13 protein-coding genes are annotated in these 17509 nt (G+C 66.3%); 5 read left to right on the top strand and 8 right to left on the bottom strand.

The genetic code is table 11. The features are described 5' to 3' along the window. Positions 1 to 11: 11 nt before the first annotated feature. The 5 genes from H610_RS0111625 to H610_RS24920 form a co-directional block, all read right to left on the bottom strand. Positions 12 to 2210, bottom strand: a complete 2199-nt coding sequence (locus H610_RS0111625) for a hybrid sensor histidine kinase/response regulator (RefSeq protein WP_028239824.1) — start codon at positions 2208 to 2210, stop codon at positions 12 to 14. A gap of 4 nt (positions 2211 to 2214) precedes the next feature. Further along, a complete protein-coding gene (locus tag H610_RS0111620; RefSeq protein WP_028239823.1) occupies positions 2215 to 3849 on the bottom strand; it encodes a methyl-accepting chemotaxis protein in 1635 nt (544 codons plus the stop codon). Between the two features lie 13 nt (positions 3850 to 3862). Continuing rightward, positions 3863 to 4468 (bottom strand): chemotaxis protein CheW, encoded by a 606-nt coding sequence (locus H610_RS23790; protein ID WP_043238375.1) that lies wholly within the window; start codon positions 4466 to 4468, stop codon positions 3863 to 3865. Beyond that, the gene (locus H610_RS23785; protein ID WP_161630469.1) at positions 4465 to 5853 is read right to left on the bottom strand and encodes a CheR family methyltransferase; all 1389 of its coding nucleotides are present in this window, start codon (positions 5851 to 5853) and stop codon (positions 4465 to 4467) included. Before H610_RS23785 ends, H610_RS23790 begins: the two co-directional genes overlap by 4 nt. 130 nt (positions 5854 to 5983) lie before the next feature. Then, a complete protein-coding gene (locus H610_RS24920) occupies positions 5984 to 6463 on the bottom strand; it encodes a chemotaxis protein CheW (protein ID WP_028239822.1) in 480 nt (159 codons plus the stop codon). A gap of 532 nt (positions 6464 to 6995) precedes the next feature. Here H610_RS24920 and H610_RS0111600 point away from each other — a divergent pair. Next, positions 6996 to 7415 (top strand): response regulator, encoded by a 420-nt coding sequence (locus H610_RS0111600; RefSeq protein ID WP_028239821.1) that lies wholly within the window; start codon positions 6996 to 6998, stop codon positions 7413 to 7415. Positions 7416 to 7484: 69 nt separating this feature from the next. On the opposite strand, the gene H610_RS0111595 is transcribed toward H610_RS0111600, so the two are convergent. After that, positions 7485 to 8078 (bottom strand): response regulator transcription factor, encoded by a 594-nt coding sequence (locus H610_RS0111595; protein ID WP_043238372.1) that lies wholly within the window; start codon positions 8076 to 8078, stop codon positions 7485 to 7487. 513 nt (positions 8079 to 8591) lie between these two features. Next, complete coding sequence (locus H610_RS0111590) at positions 8592 to 9491, bottom strand: LysR substrate-binding domain-containing protein (RefSeq protein ID WP_028239819.1); 900 nt, start codon at positions 9489 to 9491, stop codon at positions 8592 to 8594. A 103-nt stretch (positions 9492 to 9594) separates the two neighbouring features. On the opposite strand from H610_RS0111590, the gene H610_RS0111585 reads away from it, so the two are divergent. The 3 genes from H610_RS0111585 to lhpI all read left to right on the top strand — a co-directional run bounded on the left by H610_RS0111585 (position 9595) and on the right by lhpI (position 15564). Continuing rightward, positions 9595 to 12978: a molybdopterin-dependent oxidoreductase gene (locus tag H610_RS0111585; RefSeq protein ID WP_201768364.1), complete on the top strand. Its 3384-nt coding sequence runs from the start codon at positions 9595 to 9597 to the stop codon at positions 12976 to 12978. A 157-nt stretch (positions 12979 to 13135) separates the two neighbouring features. Next, complete coding sequence (locus H610_RS0111580) at positions 13136 to 14584, top strand: short-chain fatty acid transporter (RefSeq protein ID WP_051231685.1); 1449 nt, start codon at positions 13136 to 13138, stop codon at positions 14582 to 14584. A 77-nt stretch (positions 14585 to 14661) separates the two neighbouring features. Further along, positions 14662 to 15564: a bifunctional Delta(1)-pyrroline-2-carboxylate/Delta(1)-piperideine-2-carboxylate reductase gene (gene lhpI / locus H610_RS0111575; RefSeq protein WP_028239816.1), complete on the top strand. Its 903-nt coding sequence runs from the start codon at positions 14662 to 14664 to the stop codon at positions 15562 to 15564. A 42-nt stretch (positions 15565 to 15606) separates the two neighbouring features. On the opposite strand, the gene H610_RS0111570 is transcribed toward lhpI, so the two are convergent. Then, complete coding sequence (locus H610_RS0111570) at positions 15607 to 16494, bottom strand: alpha/beta fold hydrolase (RefSeq protein WP_028239815.1); 888 nt, start codon at positions 16492 to 16494, stop codon at positions 15607 to 15609. A 101-nt stretch (positions 16495 to 16595) separates the two neighbouring features. Here H610_RS0111570 and H610_RS0111565 point away from each other — a divergent pair, with 101 nt between their 5' ends. After that, positions 16596 to 17495, top strand: a complete 900-nt coding sequence (locus tag H610_RS0111565) for a LysR substrate-binding domain-containing protein (protein ID WP_028239814.1) — start codon at positions 16596 to 16598, stop codon at positions 17493 to 17495. Positions 17496 to 17509: the final 14 nt, after the last annotated feature.

Raw genomic sequence — 17509 nt, 5'->3', positions numbered from 1 at the left:
TGTGCCCTCACTCAAATCAAACGGCGAATGGTGTCGAGCAGGCTGTCTTGCGCGAAGCCGCTTTTCACGAGATAGGCGTTGGCGCCCGCCTCCAGCCCCCTGGCCCGGTCTTCCGCGGATTCCAGTGCCGTTACCAGTATCACCGGAAGACGGGCCAGCTCGGGATCGGCGCGTACGCGATCGGTCAAGGCGAAGCCATCCATTCGAGGCATTTCCACATCGGATACGAGGAGATCGAAGGCTTCCTGCTTCAGCGCGTTCCAGGCTTCCAGGCCATCGTTGGCGGTGGCCACCTGATAGCCGGCCGCTTCCAGGATCGCCTTCAGCAGCCCGCGGGAAGTGAAGGAATCCTCCGCGATCAGCAACCGCTGCGCACGCTTAGCGGAGCGCTCGACACTTGAATGTGCGAGGGTGCTGACGTCCGTTGCCAGGGCGCTCCGATAAAGATCGACCGGGTGAAGGATAGGCACCAGACGGCCATCGCCGAGCACGGTAGCGCCGAGCAGGTTACGCACGCGACGCAACTGCAAGCCGAGGCTCTTGACCGTGATTTCCTGATCGCCGAGCAGCTCGTCGACCAGCAGCACGAAGCGCTCGCCACGCACGTGCAGCAACAGCAACGTCAGCTCGTCCCGGTCCGGCGCCAATCGACCGAGGCCGAGAACGTCGGCCAGCGGCCAGACCGGCAGCACCTGCCCCTCCCACACCAGCGACGGGCGGTTTTCCAATGTCCGTACCGCACTGGGGGGCAACCGCAGGCAACGCTCGACAGCCAGGGCGGGAACCGCAAAGATCCGCTCGGCGTTACGCACGATGACCGCGCGAAAGGTCGACAGGCTGAGCGGCAGGTCGAGCCTGAAATCGACCCCTTGCCCAGGTAGCGAAGCCACCTCGATACGCCCACCGATGCGCTCGATCGCTTCCTGCACGATAGGCATGCCCAGGCCACGGCCGGACAGCTCGGTGATCATCGCGCTGGTCGACAGGCCGGAAGCGAAAATCAGCTTGTACGCCTCGGCTTCACTCAAGGCCTCGGCTTCGTCCTCGGTCAACAAGCCCATGGCCAGCGCCCGCGCTTTCAGGACAGCGATATCGAGGCCACAGCCATCATCGCGCACGCACAGGCTGAAGCGATCCGCCGACTCCTGAACGAGCTCGATGTGCACCCGCCCTGCCGGCGGCTTGCCCACCGCCTCACGCTGACTTGGGCTTTCCAGCCCGTGATCGATGGCATTGCGCACGAGATGGGTCAGGGGCGCGCGCAGCTCGTCGAGGATACGCTTGTCGATCTGCAGCTCGGTGCCGTTTACTCGCAGCTCTACACGCTTGCCAGCCTGGCTGGCGAGGTCCTGGGCCATCGCAGGAATGCCCTCCACCAGATTGCCAGCCGGTAGCAAGAGCACCGCCAGCATCTCCGTGGCATGACCATCCGACAGTTGTGAAAGGCCCATGGCCAGTTGCCGGCTGGCCTTCTCCAGATTGATCGCCTGGAAATGCAGGCGGTCGAGCTGCGCCTGACCCCAGTCCAGATAATCGAACAAGCCCTTGAGCAGGTCGCGGCTCGCCAGTGGCAACGCTTCGAGCTCCTCACGCAACTGCCTCCAGCCATGAATGCCGGGCAGGGACCTGCTGCGCGGGATTTCGAAGCCCTGCGCATGCTCGCGCAGGCGCTGCGCCAGGGCACGGGCCTCGAGCTTGTGCTGCAACAGGGTTTCGCCGTGGAACAGCAGCGCATCCAGGCTCTTCGCCGGCACCCTGACGATGCCGGACTCGGTCACGGGCGAAGCCTTGTCGAGCACGCTCGGTGCCGGCTCCACCCTCTCTCCGCGCGAGGCCGCCTCGAGCTGGGCGATCAGCTGGCGCTGAGCATCGGGATCCAAGGGCTGCCCGGCGTTGAGCATCTGCACGGCGGCAAGCGCCTGCCGGCAGATGTCCACTCGTTCGGGCGTCAACGGGAGATCACCGCCACGCACGGCGCTGAGCAGACTTTCCCAGGCGTGGCAGATCCGCTCGATCGAGCTCAGGCCGACAGACCGCGATGCGCCTTTCAGGCTGTGCACCTCGCGGAACAGCGACTCGACGGACGCCTGGTCGGCAATAGCCTCGCGCCATCGGGCGAGGCCATCGGCGAGCACGAGCAGGCGCTCACGCGCCTCGGCCCGGAAGCCCTCCAGCAACCGTTGCTGCAATGCGGCGCGATCCAGACTCATATGTCTACAGCCTGAAACGGCTGGTCAGGGCCTTGAGCTTGAGACCGACCTCATGCAGATTGCGCGCCGCCACGTCGACCTGGCGGGTGCCGCCGACGTTGTCCTGGCTGGCCTGGCGGATGTAATCCATAGCGCTGGAGATCTGATCCATACCGGCCATCTGCTGCTGGCTGGTAGCGGCGATCTGCATGGCCACGTCGCTGGACTCCTCGATGTTGCCGCTGAGCGTTCGGATCGATTCGCCGCTGACGCGCGCGCGCTCGTAACCGGTCTCCACCGCCTTGCTCCCCTGCTCGGCGAGCATCACCGCCTTGGTCATGGCCTTCTGGATCTCGCCGAGGATGCCACGCACCTGACCGGTCGCCTGCTTCGACTGATCCGCCAGCGCCTTGACCTCCTGTGCCACCACCGAAAAGCCTTTGCCCGCCTCGCCGGCCTTCACGGCCTCGATCGAAGCATTCACCCCGAGCAGGTTCGACTGCTCGGCCAGATCCCCAACAGCCGCGACGATCTCGCCAATGGCTTGTGTCTGATCACCCAGGCGCATGATGCTTTCGGCCACCGCCTGCATCTGCTCACGGATCTGCTGCATGCCCTTGAGGGCTTCGTCCACTGCCTGAAAACCGCTCTGGGCGACCTGCCGGGTGCGCTCGGCGCTCTCGCTGACGATTTTGGACTTGGTGTTGGCCAGCACCGCTGTCTGCTTGACCTCCTCCACCGTAGTGGCGATCTCGCTGATGGCGGTGGCGGTTTCCTGCGTGCTCGAGGCCGCCTGGCTCGTGGCGGCGAGAATTTCTTCGCTGGAACTGGCCAGCACTGAAACGCCCTCGTTGATCTCCTGCACCATGTCCCGCAGGTACTGGCTCATGTCGGCGAATGCCTGAGCCAGACTGCCCACCTCGTCCTGACGCGAAGTGGTCGCGACCTGACGAGGGATCTCGCCACGGCCGATCCGCTCGGCCATATCGGTCAGCCAGGCCAGTGGCTTGGCGATGTGGCGGCTGAGGAACCAGGCAAGCAGACCGCTGACGAGCACCAGCAGCAGGCTCAGCTGGAAGGTGTTCGCACGCGCGGTCTCGAGCTGCTGATGCGAGATGACGAGCGCCTCGTCGATGCGCTTGTCGGTCAATTCGGTGAGCCGGGCGCCAAGCTCGTTGATCCGATCGAACCGCTCGGCCTGCTCCTCCGTTTTCCACAGGCGCGCCGCCTCTACGTCGCCGGCCCGGATCATTTCCAGTTGCTGCGTGCGTACTCCCACAAGCGCTGTGCGCAAGGCCACGATCTGATCGATGATCTCCGAAATTTCCGTGTCGTTGCGCGCATCGCCCTGAAGGCGCCTGATGATCCGATCGTTCGCAGCAGCACCTTCGGCAATGGAGCCCTGTAGCGTCTCCTGGTCCGCCGGCGTGCCGACACTCAAGGCCTGCCAAACGTCCCCACGCATATCGGCGAGGTTGATACGCAGCTCGTTGACATGACCCACCCGCTCGTAGTGACTCTGGAACTGCTCTTCCTCGGCTTCCTGCAAACTGACGAAACGGTTCAATGTCGCGAACAACAGACCGCCAAAACCCAGAATCAATACGGCAAACGCCGCCATCAATTTGCTGCCGATGTTGAATCGCAACGCGTGCCCCATGCCGCTTGTCTCCTTATTCGACGATGACGCGCATACCCGGATCGTCGAGCAACCGCGCGCCGTCCAGGACCGTCCACTGACCGGCAGTGACGCCGAGCAGATAGGCAGACCGGATCCCCGTTAAATTCGCCACCTGCTTCTGCAGCGCGTCGCGGTGGATATGCCGGATACCCAGCACCCGGTCGATCAGCAAACCGAACTCCATCTCTGGCCCTTGCAGGATCGCCAGGAAGTTCTTGTCCGAAAGCCCCTCGTTCGGCAATTCGAAAAGCACCCGCAGATCCAGCACCGAAACGATGCGGCCGCGCACATTGACGATGCCCAGCACATACGGCGGGGTCCCGGGCAAGGGGGTGTACTGCGACAGAGGCATCACCAGAGCGACATGCTCGCTCGCAACCGCATAGGTTTCGCCACCCAGGTTGAAGGCAAGCACCTCGAGCCAGCCGTCCGGCTGCTCGGCCTCCGGCGCCACGGCCCACGCTCGCGTGCGTTCGAGCAGTCGCTGGTCGCGCTCCTCGGCCGCCGGGGCGAAGCCGCCTTGCAGGCGCCGGTCGAAATCAGCCAGCCGCCGCAGCATGTCGGCCCAGCGCTGGTCGTCGCTCTCCGAGCCGTTCATGCCAGGCTCTCCTGCTGCAGCTGTTCACAGAGGCGCAGCAGCTGCGCGCAACTCATGCCATCGGCATGTGGCACCGGGCTGTCCGCGGCCTGCCCGGCCAGCAGCTCCCGGCAGACCCGCAGAGACTTGGCGCTGGCCTGCACCTGCCCTTCGGCCCTCAGCAGGCGAGCCTGCAGGAAGTAACCGAGGATGAAGTCCGGCTCCAGGTAGAAGGCCTTCTGCAGGGCCCTGAGCGCCGCCGGACTATTGCCACCCTGCTGCTCCAGCAGGGCCTGCAGCCAATAGGCGGACGCAGAGGTGTCCAGGCTCAGGGCCTTGCACAACCACTCCCATGCGGGCTGGACCTGCTGCTCATCGGCCAGGCTGCGAGCCATCAGCAGGCAGGCCTGATGCTGCTGGGCCGGACTCAGACCGGCGCCGGCCAGGTAGGCCTGCAGCGCCTCGCGCGCCGCGTCGGCGCGTCCGCCATGCAACGCACGCTGCGCCTGCGCCCAGAGCGCCGCCGGGCCGATGTCGGCCGCCGCAGCGTGGGTCGCCCGCCTGGGTGCGATGGCCGTCCTCGACCAGGACACAGGAACGGATGCGGCGGCCGGTTTGGCCTCTGGAATCGCCGGCCCGGGCAATGGAACGGGGCGGCCGCCCCCGAAGGGGTCGATCACCGGCACCTGCGCATCGACCATCGACTGATGGGTCAAGGCATAGTTGCTGCCCGCCAGGCGGCCTCTGAGCCCGGCGTGAGTGGCGATACCGGCCTCGACCGAGCTCAGCAGCAACAGCCCCTCGCGATCCAGGCTGGCAAGCAGGCGCTTCAAGGCAATGCTGGCCCGCGCAGGCGAGAAATACATCAACACGTTGCGACAGAGAATAAGATCGGCGCCCTGCATCGGGCTTGGCTGGTCACCATCGGCCAGGTTGAAACGGGTAAAACGAATGCGCCCGAGCCACGTCGGGCGTACCCGCCAACGCGAGCCTTCACCCTTGAAGTAACGAAGTCGAAACGCCTCGTCATTGCCGCGAAATGCCCTGCTCCCATAGAGCCCTTGCCGCGCGTGCCGCAGGAAGATGTCGTTGATGTCGGTGGCGATGAGTTCCACGGCCCAGTGGTCCCGCTCGGCGCCGAGCAGCTCATCGATCATGAACAGCAGCCCATAGGCTTCCTCGCCGGTACAGCAGGCGGCGCTCCATAGGCGCAGATAACGTTGTCCTTCGCGCCGCCGACGCGCCAGCAAGGGCCCGATGTGATGCCGTGCCAGCCAATCGAAGGCCTCGGCGTCGCGCCGAAAATAGGTTTCACCGACCGAGAAAGCCGGGACCAACGCCTGAATGTGGCCGCTGGTCCAGTCGGCAAAGGCGAGATCCTCCAGCCACCGGTCGATGTCGTCCAAGCCCTGCTCCCGAGCCAACGCACATAGCCGCCGCAACAGATCGTTTCGCCGCTCGCCCGAAAAATCCATGCCCAGGTGCTGATGCACTTTGTGCGTCAAGGTATCGAGCAGGCGCGGCGAACAGTTGGCATCAGACGCTCTCATCGCGCGCCCCGCCATTCTTGGCCAGCGCCTCGGCCAGGCGCTGTTCCTCGACGGAGGAAAGCAGCTGTTCGACATCCTGAATCAGCAGCATGCCCTCGGCGCTACGCATCACGCCTCGCAACAGGACGGAAGGTACGTTCGGGTCCGAGGCGGGAGCGAACGCCTCTTGCTCGCAGGCGAGGACCGCCCCGACCGTCTCGACGGACAGCAGCAGTTCGCGCCGGCTTGTCTTCAGCCAGATCAGCGGCTGCCACAGCGAACGTGGCACGGATGGCCAGCCAAAGCGGCGACAAAGATCGATGACGGGGAGGATCTGCCCGCGAATGTCAACCAGTCCGATGACGGTGTCGGGCGCGCCTGGCAAGGGAGTGCTCAACAGTGCTGGCAGGACCTTGAGAACGTTCTCGACTGGTACCGCGAAGCGCTGATTTGCAATGGTGAAAGGTACGACTGACCACCACGGCATGAATGGCTTTTCCGGCTCGAATGGTTGTTTGGCAAGAATGTTGGAGGTTCAGGGATTTGGCAAGGTAATCCGAGTGGGCTACTAGGTGAATATCTTTGGCCTCCCCGACCGGTTGCGGCGTGTCGTTAGACGCCGGGCATCGGCCGCCTCCTGCAGTAATGCCAAAAGGCCAAAACGGATGCCTGTCCGAGCCCTGCCATCCACGCGCCTGTTCAGGCCCAGGAGCGACATGTCCTCGAGCGGCAGCGAGCGTGGGGGAGCGATCTTGAAGCCTCGAATTGTCCTGGCGAAGCCTGCTGCAGGCGCCTTCCTGCTTGGAGCCGCCGGCCCAAAATGCGGCCTCGCCCGAGCCAGGGGCCCTTTCAAGCAAGCGTTGAAGGTCGTGTCAGCGCCTACGGGCATTCCACGTCTTCAGGCAAACACGGCAACCCCATGACACCACAACTCGAACATTGGATGGATAAGGATGCCTACCTATCCCCCAAAGGCACCCGCGGTGATCTACTGACACTACCATTGCAATGGAGGAATCATGAGAAGGATTCAGACCAGTGAATACAGCGACATAAATACAGCCGCAGCTGTTGTCGGCACGCGCTCTCTTGCCGTTCTGGTCGTAGAAGACGAACCTACCGTTCGCTTGATCATATGCTCCATGCTCAACGATCTAGGGCACTCGACCTACGAAGCCAACTCGGCCGAGGGCGCCCTCGAATTTCTCACAAGCAATGATTCCATCGATCTGGTCGTTACGGATTTTTCGATGGAAGGCATGACTGGCGGCCAGCTCATAACGGCGCTCAAGCAGGATCACAGCGAACTGCCTGTAATTCTCGCAACGGGTGATACCAGCCGCACTGGCGAGATGGAGGTAGCGATACTGAAGAAGCCATTCTTCCTGGAAGACCTCGACCGAGCCATCTCGACCACGATAACTCAGAGAGCCAGGTGACCCTTACGCGGGATGCTCGAATCGAGGTCGAATAATCCAACGCATCGCGCGAACGGGCATCACGCCGGATCAACGACCTAACGATGTCCACTGCACAATCAACTCAGCCGTCGAAGTCGCCCCCATCTTGTGCATCACCCGACCGCGATGGATATCGATCGTTTTCTTGCTATTGCCCAAACGGCTCGCAATTTCCTGGCTGGTCATTCCCGCCAGCAAAAATTCCATCACTTTTCGTTCGCTGGCAGTAAGACTCGCCTGCCGGCGCTGATAGTCTTTCACCAGAGCATTACGTGCAAATATGGGCCGCGCCTGCTTTGATACGTCATCCAAAGCCGATAACAACCGGTCCGTTTCGAAAGGCTTCTCCAGAAGAGCCAGCGCCCCGGCGCGAGTGACGCGTATGGCCGATTCAATTGTCGCGTTGCCTGTCAGTACCAGAACAGCCACATTCAGCTTACGCTGCTGAATTTCCTCCATCAGCGCCTCGCCAGGCATGCAAGGCATCGCCAGGTCCAGAAGCACGCAGGCTGGAGCGCCATCGTAGCTTTCAAGAAACGCTTCACCGCTGCTATGCAGTTTTACTTCATAGCCTTCGCTGAACAGTAAACGGCGAAGAGACTCGCGCATTCCATGTTCATCATCGATAACATGAATAATCATGTCTATTCATTACCCAAACTGACGTCCCTGTCGGATCGACCGGGCTACGGCTGAGAGAGGCGTTTGGAAATTGGCCTTTATTTCCAATTCCATATCATTTCTGACAGCTTTCGAGTTCAATCCAATCGCGGACCGAGCGCAGCCATTTGGCGTGGGTCGAAAGCGACCGTCGGACGCACAACCGGCCGCGATGAATGCCGGATTCACGCCGGCCACCAGGTGTGTCGGGCGTCGTGTTGCCGGCGCTCGCGGATGCGCAGGCATCCGGCGCCTGAAGCGCGCGATCGCGCATGGTAACACCCGGCTCCCTGCTTCACAGCCGGCCCTTGCCTGGCGGAAAGACCAACGGCTTTCGAATGGCCGAGGCAGAAGCCAATGTCGGAGCACGGATACACCGCCGTCGGAGCCGTCTTCTCGTGTGGGAGCCCGGTCGATCACGGCGAGCCCGGCATCGGCCCCACCGGACGCGTGGATGAGGCTTCGCCGTCATCCACCCTACGGTCAAGACCGGTATCAGCTGCTGATGGTGTCACGCAGAAAGGCTATCAATGCCTGCCAGGCTTCCTGGGGGTTGTACCTGCGGCTCCACACCAGCCCGACATCCATGGACGGTACCTCGTCGCTGATCGGGCGACGGGCGATGCGCTGCCCCTCCAGCGACCAGGGGCGGTAGACCAGGTCGGAAAGGATGGTCACGCCCTGCCCTGCGGCCACCAGGCTGCGCACGGCCTCGATGGAGCGGCTCTGCAGGCAGACCTGCGGCCTCAGCGCATGGCGGCTCCAGAAGCGCTCCACAGTGGTCAGGTGTTCGTCCATGTCCAGCAGCAGGTACGGCTGCGCGGCGATTTCGGCAAGGCAGACGCGCTCCTGCTGGATCAGCGGATGCTCGTGGCTGGCCCAGAACTGGCGGACGGAACGCAGGAGGGTTTCGCATTGCAGGTCCGGATGGTCGGACAGGTTGCTGGCCAGCATGAGGGCGAAATCCAGGCGCCCGGCCAGCAGGGCATCTTCCGTCTCCTGGCGCTCCCGCTCGATGCAGACGACCTCCAGCTGCGGGAATTTCCGTCGCACGGCCGGCAGCAAGCGAGGCATCAGGTACGCGCTGACGGTTTCCGTCAGGCCGATCCGCACCTTCCCCTGTACGCCGACCGGCACCGTACGCACGTCGTCCACCGCCTCCTCCAGGCTGCGGACGATGCGCTGCGCGTTGTGCAGGAAGCGCAGGCCCTCGGTCGTCAGGCGGACGCCAGCGGCCTGGCGGGTGAACAGCGGCAGACCCAGCACCTTTTCCAGCGCTTGCAGCGAGGCGGTCATGGCCGACTGCGACACGTGGCAGCGCAGCGCCGCGCGGGACACCTGGCCGGTCTCGGCCAGCGCGATGAAATGCTGGAGTTGTCGGATCGTCGGCTGCATCGGATCTTTCGATAATGCTTTTTCCAAAATTTGAATTTGGAATATCGCATTCGCGCGTCTTAGATTCCAGACCCATGTCATTTCGAACTGCATGGTTTCTTCCTTGGCGCTAAAACCGGGTTACTGCACGCTCTGCCGCTCGCGCTGCGGCACGCTCAACGTGGTCGAGAACGATCGGCTCGTCGCCGTGCAGCCCAATCCCGAGCACCCCACCGGCGCCTCCATGTGCCTGAAAGGCAAGGCCGCCCCGGAACTGGTGGACAGCGCCGAGCGGCTGCTCCATCCCATGCGCAGGACCAGGCCGAAGGGCGATGCCGACCCCGGCTGGGTACGCATCTCCTGGGACGAGGCGCTGGACGAGATCGCCGGGCGCATGGCCGACATCAAGGCCCGTTGCGGCGCCGAGGCCTTCGCGTTCAGCGTGACCACGCCGAGCGGCACGCCGCTGAGCGACAGCATCGACTGGATCGAGCGGCTGATCCGCCGCTATGGCAGCCCCAACACCAGCTATGCCACCGAGATCTGCAACTGGCACAAGGATTTCGCCCACGCCTTCACCTTCGGCTGCGGCATCCCCGTGCCGGACTACCGGCATGCCGGCCTGATCCTGCTCTGGGGCCACAACCCCAGCAACACCTGGCTCGCCCAGGCCCAGGCGATTGCCGAGGGCCGCCAGAACGGCGCGAGGCTGCTGGTGATCGACCCCCGCGAAACGGCGCTGGCCCGCGAGGCGGATGTCTGGCTGCGGGTCAGGCCGGGCGCCGATGCGGCGCTGGCCATGGGCCTGGCGAACCTGCTGATGGAGTCCGGGCGCTTCGATCTCGGGTTCATCGCGCGCTGGTCGAACGCCGGGCTGCTGGTACGCGAGGACAACGGCCGCTTCCTGCGCGCGCACGACCTGGACGCCTCGGCGGATGATGCGCCGGTCGCCTGGGACGAGACGACCGGCGGCCCACGGGCGATGCCGAGGGTCACCGAGGAGGTGCCGTCCCTGCGCGTCGCCCTGCGAGGCCGCTTCACGGTCATGACCCGAGCCGGCGAGGTCGCCTGCCGGCCGGCGTTCGACCTGTACCGCGAAGCCTGCTCGGCCTTCACGCCCGGCCTGACGGCGGAGCTGACCTGGGTGCCGGAGGCCGACCTGCAGCGCGCCGCCGACCTGATCGCAGAAGCCGGCAGCGTGGCCTATCACGCCTGGTCGGGCGTCGGGCAGCAGCGCAACGCCAGCCAGACGGAACGCGCCATCGCCTGCCTCTATGCGTTGACCGGCAGCTTCGATGCGCCGGGCGGCAACCGGCAGCTGGGCAAGGCCCCGGTCCGCGCGGTCAGCGGCCTGGACCTGATCGACCCGGTGCAGCAGGCCAAGGCGCTGGGACTGGACCGGCGCCCGCTGGGGCCGCCCGCGCAAGGCTGGATCATGGCCCGCGACCTGTACCGGGCGATCCTGCAGGGCGAGCCCTACCGGATCGAGGGCCTGCTGGCCTTCGGCAGCAACCCGCTGAGCTCCCAGGCCGACGCGGCCCTGGGCATGCAGGCGCTGGAAAAGCTGGACTTCTATGCCCACTGCGACCTCTTCATCAACCCCACGGCCCGTTACGCCGACATCCTGCTGCCGGTGAACACGCCCTGGGAGCGCGAAGGGCTGCGCATCGGCTTCGAAATCTCCGAGCAGGCGCAGGAGCATGTGCAGCTGCGGCAGCGGATGGTCAGCTCCCGCGGCGAGGCCCGTTCGGACAACGACATCGTCTTCGCCCTGGCCAACCGCCTGGGCATGGCCGACGACTTCTTCGGCGGCACCCTCGAACAGGGCTGGGACGCGATGCTCGAGCCGCTCGGGCTGAGCGTCAGGCAGCTGCGCGAGCGCCCGGAAGGCATACGCGTGCCGCTGCGGCACGACCCGTTCAAGTATCGCCGGCAGGGCTTCGCCACCCCCACGGGACGGGTGGAACTGTACTCCGAACGGCTGCTGGAGCACGGCTATCCGCCCTTGCCGACAGCGGCCCCGCCGGCCGTCGAGGATGCGCGTTTCCCGTTGCTGCTCACGTCGGCGAAGAACGGCTATTTCTGCCACAGCCAGCACCGCCACCTGGCCAGCCTGCGGCGCAAGGCGCTGGCGCCGACGCTGACGATCTCCATCGAGCTGGCCCGCGAAAAGGGCATCGCCGAGCACGACTGGGTGAGCGTCCGCACGGCCACGGGCAGCGCCCGCTTCCAGGCCCGGCTCGATGAGCGCCTGCATCCGCGCGTCCTGGTCGGCGAGTTCGGCTGGTGGCAGGGCAACCAGGCCCTGGGGCTCGATGAGACGCCGCTGCTCGGCGACGACAACACGCACTACAACGGCCTGGTCAGCGCCGCGCAGGCCGATCCCCTGAGCGGCTCCGTGCCGCTGCGCGACCTGGCGTGCGACCTGCGCCGGGAGGCGCCGCCGGACCGGGTGCCGGCGCGCTGGAACGGTTTCCGCGAGTTCGTCGTCGCCGAACGCCATGAGGAAGCGGAGGGCGTGACCAGCGTCTGCCTGCGCGCGGCCGATGGCGGCCTGCTGCCGGACTACCACCCCGGGCAGCACGTCACCGTGCGTCTCCGTACCACGGCCCACGGCGAACAGACCCGCGCCTATTCGTTGACCGGCGCGGCCGTCGACCCGGCGCGGCGGTCGTATCGCATCGCCGTGCGGCACGTCCAGGGCCAGGCCGCGGATGGCCGGCCGTGGTCGGGAAAGGCGTCGTCGCACATCAACCGGGCACTGGCCGTCGGCGACCGGGTCGAGGTGCAGGCGCCCAGCGGCACCTTCCTGATCCCGGCCCGCGCGCAACGGCCGCTGGTCTTCCATGCCGGCGGGATCGGCATCACGCCCTTCATCAGCGCCCTGGAAACGGCCGCGGAGCTGGGGTTCGACGGCGACATCCTGCTGCTCTACGGCAACCGCCATGGCGCCGCGCATGCCTTCAAACATCGCCTGCGGGCGCTCGGCCAGCGCCTGCCCGGGCTGCGTGTGGTCGACGTCTACAGCGCGCCGGGGCCGGCCGAACGCCAAGGCGTCGATTATCAGGTGTGCGGCAACGTCACCCGCACGCTGGTGCCGGATGCCTTCTTCGCCAGGCGCGCGCTGCACTACCTGTGCGGGCCCGAGGCGATGATGGAGGCGATCATCGCCGAGCTGGAAGCCGCGGGCGTGCCGAAGTTCGACATCTTCAAGGAAACGTTCCGCTCGCCGGCCGCCCCGCCGAGCGGTGGCGCCCGCTTTGCCGTGACGTTCGCCCGTAGCGGGCAGACCCATGAATGGAACAATGAGGCCGGACCGTTACTGACGTTCGCCGAGCGGCTGGGAATCCAGCTGCCGAGCGGGTGCAGGGTCGGCCAATGCGAGAGCTGCGCGGTCCGCGTGCTGGAGGGACAGGTCGTCCATCTGCACGGCCAGGACCCGGAAGACGCTCGCCTGTGCCTGAGCTGTCAGGCGATACCTGCCACAACGCTGACGCTGGATGCCTAGAGGGTTTATGGCCTTACCGAGACCAGGGACCGCCAGACACCGGCGTCATCAACAGGAAGGCCATGGAGCCGAGGCGCCGCCGGGCGCTCGCCCGGTTCCGAGACCGACAAAGCGCACCCGCATGTGGCGGGGCAAGCCTGAAAATGGGGGGTAGGTCATGAGCATCGAAGTCACAGCAAGCAGGCATGTGCCGCAAGAATCCGGGCGCCTGGAAAGGATCGCCGTCAGCGTCAGCAACTGGTCGGAGAAATGGTTTCCCGACGCCTATGTGTTCGCCGCACTGGCGGTGATCATCGTGGCCCTCGGCACCTGGGCCATGGGGGCACCGGCGGCCGCGGTCGCGCAGGGTTTCGGCGACGGTTTCTGGACCCTGATCCCGTTCACCATGCAGATGGCGGTGGTCGCCATTTCCGGCTACATCGTCGCCGTCTCGCCACCGGCCTCCAAGTTGATCGACGCCCTCGGCCGGATGCCGAAGACGGCGCGCGGCGCGGTGGTCCTGATCGCCACCGTGAGCCTGGTATCCACGTTGTTCAACTGGGCCATCAGCCTGATCTTCAGCGGCCTGCTGGCGCGTGCCGTCGCCCGTCGCAGCGACCTGCGGGTCGACTATCGCGCCATGGGCGCGGCGGCCTACATGGGCATGGGCGCCATCTGGGCATTGGGCATCAGTTCCGCGCCGGCCCAGCTGATGGCTAACCCGGCGAGCCTGCCCAGCGGCCTGCTGGAAATCACCGGCGTGCTGCCGTTCACGGAAACCATCTTTCTCTGGCAGTCGATCGTCATGACCCTGGCGCTGCTGCTGATCTCGGTCCTGGTCTGCTACTACTCGGCGCCGACTGGCGAGCACATCAAGACGGCCCAGGACCTCGGCGTGGACCTGCACGACTCGGACATCGAGGTGCAGAAGCCCAGCCGCCCCGGCGAATGGCTGGAATATTCGCCGCTGATCACCCTGGCGATCGTGGCCATCAGCGGCGTCTGGCTGTTCGGCGAGTTCACCGGCAAGGACCCGCTGCTGGCCATCTCCAGCCTCAACACCTACAACTTCCTGTTCCTGACCCTCGGCATGCTGCTGTGCTGGCGGCCGATCCGCTTCATCAAGGCGTTCTACAAGGCGGTGCCTTCGGTTGGCGGGGTGCTGATCCAGTTCCCGCTCTACGGTGGCATCGCCTTCATGATGACCAAGGTGACCAACGCCGAAGGGGAAACGCTTTCGCACCTGCTGGCCTCCGGCTTCGTCGCCATCGCCACCCAGGAAACCTTCTCGGTGGTCATGGGCATCTATTCGGCGGTACTGGGGTTCTTCATTCCCTCCGGCGGCGGCAAGTGGCTGATCGAGGCGCCCTACGTGATGCAGGCGGCCAACGACCTGCAGGTGCACCTGGGCTGGGCGGTGCAGGTCTACAACGCCGCCGAGGCGCTGCCGAACCTGATCAACCCGTTCTGGATGCTGCCCCTGCTGGGCGTGCTGGGGCTCAAGGCGCGCGACATCGTCGGCTTCACCTTCACCCAGTTGCTGGTGCACACGCCGCTGGTCCTGTTCCTGCTCTGGATCTTCGCCGGCACCCTGGCCTACGTCCCGCCGGTGATGCCGGGCTCCTGATGCCCCTCGCCCCGTGCAGGCAACTGCACGGGGCGCTGATTCACGCTTACCTTCAATGAAAATCGGGCCTTGACGACATGCAGATCCACACAGCGCAGCAAACCGCCGACCTCCTGCCATTCGACACCCTGGTCGGCGCCCTGCGAACGGCCGCCCGGGAATACGCCGAAGGCGCGATCACCAGCCCCGAGCGCATGGTCGTGCCCCTCGGCAAGGACGGCGTCATGCTGAGCATGCCGGCGGTCGCGGGCGATATCGCCATCCACAAGCTGGTCAATGTCCAGCCCGCCAACGTGGCGCGGGGGCTGCCCACCATCCACGGCCAGGTGGCCGCCTTCGACAGCGCTACCGGGCGTCCCCTGTTCACCCTGGACGGGCCGGTGGTGACCGGCCGGCGCACCGCCGCGGTGTCGATGCTGGGTATCGAGACGCTGCTGCCGACGCGGCCGAAGACCTTCCTCGTCATCGGCACCGGCACCCAGGCCGTGCATCACGTGCAGGCGATACGGGCGCTCCACCCCACCGCGATCGTCTGGGTTCGCTCCCGGAGCACGGCCAAGGCGCACGAGTTCTGCGCCCTGTACGGCGGAGAGCGGGCGAACCTGTTCGCCTGCCCGGCGGACAGGCTTCCGGACGCGGTCGACGTGGTCATCACCGTGACCACCAGCAAGCGCCCGGTCTACGACGAGGATGCGCTGGCCGGACGGCTGATCGTGGCGGTCGGCGCGTTCACCCCCGAACTGGTCGAGATCGGCGCGAGCACCATCGGGCAGAGCCGGCTGTTCGTCGACGACCTGGCTGGAGCCAGGCACGAAGCCGGCGACTTCATCCAGGCCGGCGTCGACTGGGATGAAGTCTCTCCCCTGGTCGAGGCGTTCGCCTCGCGGCCGAAGCCGGACCGGCCGATCGTTTTCAAGACGGTGGGTTGCGCGGCCTGGGACCTGGCGGCGTGTCGCACCGCGCGTAACGGACGCGGATGATGTCTGCCCGCGCCGGGCATGGGTGCCCGACCGCGTAACCCTTCAGGCCTGGCAGAACCGCAGGATCGCCTCGGCGACGGCCTGCGGCGCCTCGCGTTGCGGGAAGTGCCCGACGCCGTCGAACAGCTGCCGTTCGTAGCGCCCCCGGAAGAACGCCTCGCGCCCCCTGGAGGTGTCCGGATGGTTGGCGGCGTCCGCCCCGCCATGCAGCACCAGCGTCGGCACGGACAGGACCGGCGCCGGGTTCAACCGCGCCTCGTCCCCGGCGTAGGCCGGGTCGCCCTCGGCGAAACCCCAGCGATGTCGGTAGGAATGCAGCACGATTTCCGCCCAGTCGTCGCCCTGGAAAGCGCGCACCGCTTCGTCGAAGTCGGCCGGGTCGTACCAGCCGGCCGGTCCCCAGGTGTCCCACATCTGCCGGGCGAACGCCTCGCGCTCCTCCCGTACCACCCGCGCACCGCGCGGCGTGGCCATGAACCAGTGGTACCAGTAGTTGCGCGCCTGTGGCAGGGACAGCGCCTGGTTGGGGTCGTTGGTGCCGTAGCCCACCGACAGCATGACCAGGTGCGAGGCCGCGTCGCCGCTCAGGCCGCAGGCGTTGGCGGCCGCGCGGGCGCCCCAGTCATGGCCGACCAGCGCCGGCCGCTCCAGGCCCAGCGCCTCGATGAAGTCCAGCAGGTCGCGCCCCAGCGCGGACAACTGCCCGCTGCGGGGCGTGGCCGCGTCGCGAAAACGGGTAGGCGCGAAGCCACGCAGCGCCGGCGCCAGCACGCGGTAGCCGGCGTCCGCGAGAATGGCGGCGACCGCCTTCCAGCCTTCCGGACTATCCGGCCAGCCATGCAGCAGCACGGCCGTGCGCTGCCCCTGCGGGTTCCACTCGAGGTAGGCGATGTCGAGCCGCTCGGTCGCGGCCTGTCGATAGGCATTCATGGCGTCGTCTCGTTGCATGGGAAGGCTTCAGCGTACGTGGACCGAACGGGCCGATTGGCGAATAATCAAGTCTCATTGATCACATATCGCGCTGAATCGCCATGCACACCCTGCCCGCCCCGAGCGGCACGCCGCTCGACACCGTACTGCTGCGCACCTTCCTGGAGGTCGTGGACAGCGGCAGCTTCGTGCTGGCTGCCGAGCGCCTGGCGCTGACCCCTTCGGCCGTGAGCGGGCATATCAGGCGCCTGGAGCAGATCGCCGGCACCCGCCTGCTCGCACGCACGACGCGCCGCCTGGAGCTGACCCCGGCCGGCGACACCCTGTACAGCTACGGCCGCAGCATCCTGGACCTGGAACGCGAGGCCCGCGCCAGGCTGCGCGGCGCGCCGCTACGCGGGCGGCTGCGGGTCGGCGCCTCGGAAGACTTCGCCGGCACCTGGCTGCCCGAGCTGCTGCAACGTTTCCGCCACTGGCACCCCGACGCGACCATCGAGCTGAAGGTCGGCATCACCGCCGAGCTGCTGCGCCAGCAGGAGCGCGGGCACCTGGACCTGGTGTTCGGCAAGCAATGCAGCCGCACCGAGGGCGCTGGCGAGCTGCTGTGGGAAGAGCCGCTGGTCTGGGCCTTCGCCAGGGACCAGGCGCTGGACTCCAGCCGGCCACTGCCGCTGGCCGTGTTTCCCGAGCCATGCATCTACCGGGAGGCGGCGGTCACGGCGCTGGGCCAGAACGCCCGCGCCTGGCAGGTGGTATTCGAAAGCAGCAGCATGGCGGGCTGTCTGTCGGCGGCCCGCTCGGGCTTTGCCGTCACGGTCATCGCCGAGAGCCAGCGCGGCGACGGCCTGCGCGTGCTGGGCAGCGAGGACGGGATGCCCGGGCTGCCGGCCGCACGCTTCTATGCCTTCGCCCGGACCGACACCCCCGCCAGCGCGGCCCTGATCGACGCGGCGCGCCGCGCCGGACAGAGCCGTTTCAGCCCGCGCGGGCTGCGCGCCTGACTGCCCCCGTGCCT

It is taken from the genome of Stutzerimonas azotifigens DSM 17556 (genome assembly GCF_000425625.1).
GTDB classification, from domain to species: domain Bacteria; phylum Pseudomonadota; class Gammaproteobacteria; order Pseudomonadales; family Pseudomonadaceae; genus Stutzerimonas; species Stutzerimonas azotifigens.
This window is presented reverse-complemented; position numbering and strand designations above follow the sequence as displayed.

Coding starts and splice junctions, on each gene's coding strand:
- H610_RS0111570 (WP_028239815.1), bottom strand. CDS start 16,494: ATGAATGCCTATCGACAGGCCGCGACCGAGCGGCTCGACATCGCCTAC.
- H610_RS0111590 (WP_028239819.1), bottom strand. CDS start 9,491: ATGCAGCCGACGATCCGACAACTCCAGCATTTCATCGCGCTGGCCGAG.
- lhpI (WP_028239816.1), top strand. CDS start 14,662: ATGCAGATCCACACAGCGCAGCAAACCGCCGACCTCCTGCCATTCGAC.
- H610_RS0111625 (WP_028239824.1), bottom strand. CDS start 2,210: ATGAGTCTGGATCGCGCCGCATTGCAGCAACGGTTGCTGGAGGGCTTC.
- H610_RS0111620 (WP_028239823.1), bottom strand. CDS start 3,849: ATGGGGCACGCGTTGCGATTCAACATCGGCAGCAAATTGATGGCGGCG.
- H610_RS0111565 (WP_028239814.1), top strand. CDS start 16,596: ATGCACACCCTGCCCGCCCCGAGCGGCACGCCGCTCGACACCGTACTG.
- H610_RS0111580 (WP_051231685.1), top strand. CDS start 13,136: ATGAGCATCGAAGTCACAGCAAGCAGGCATGTGCCGCAAGAATCCGGG.
- H610_RS23790 (WP_043238375.1), bottom strand. CDS start 4,468: ATGAACGGCTCGGAGAGCGACGACCAGCGCTGGGCCGACATGCTGCGG.
- H610_RS24920 (WP_028239822.1), bottom strand. CDS start 6,463: ATGCCGTGGTGGTCAGTCGTACCTTTCACCATTGCAAATCAGCGCTTC.
- H610_RS0111600 (WP_028239821.1), top strand. CDS start 6,996: ATGAGAAGGATTCAGACCAGTGAATACAGCGACATAAATACAGCCGCA.
- H610_RS0111595 (WP_043238372.1), bottom strand. CDS start 8,078: ATGATTATTCATGTTATCGATGATGAACATGGAATGCGCGAGTCTCTT.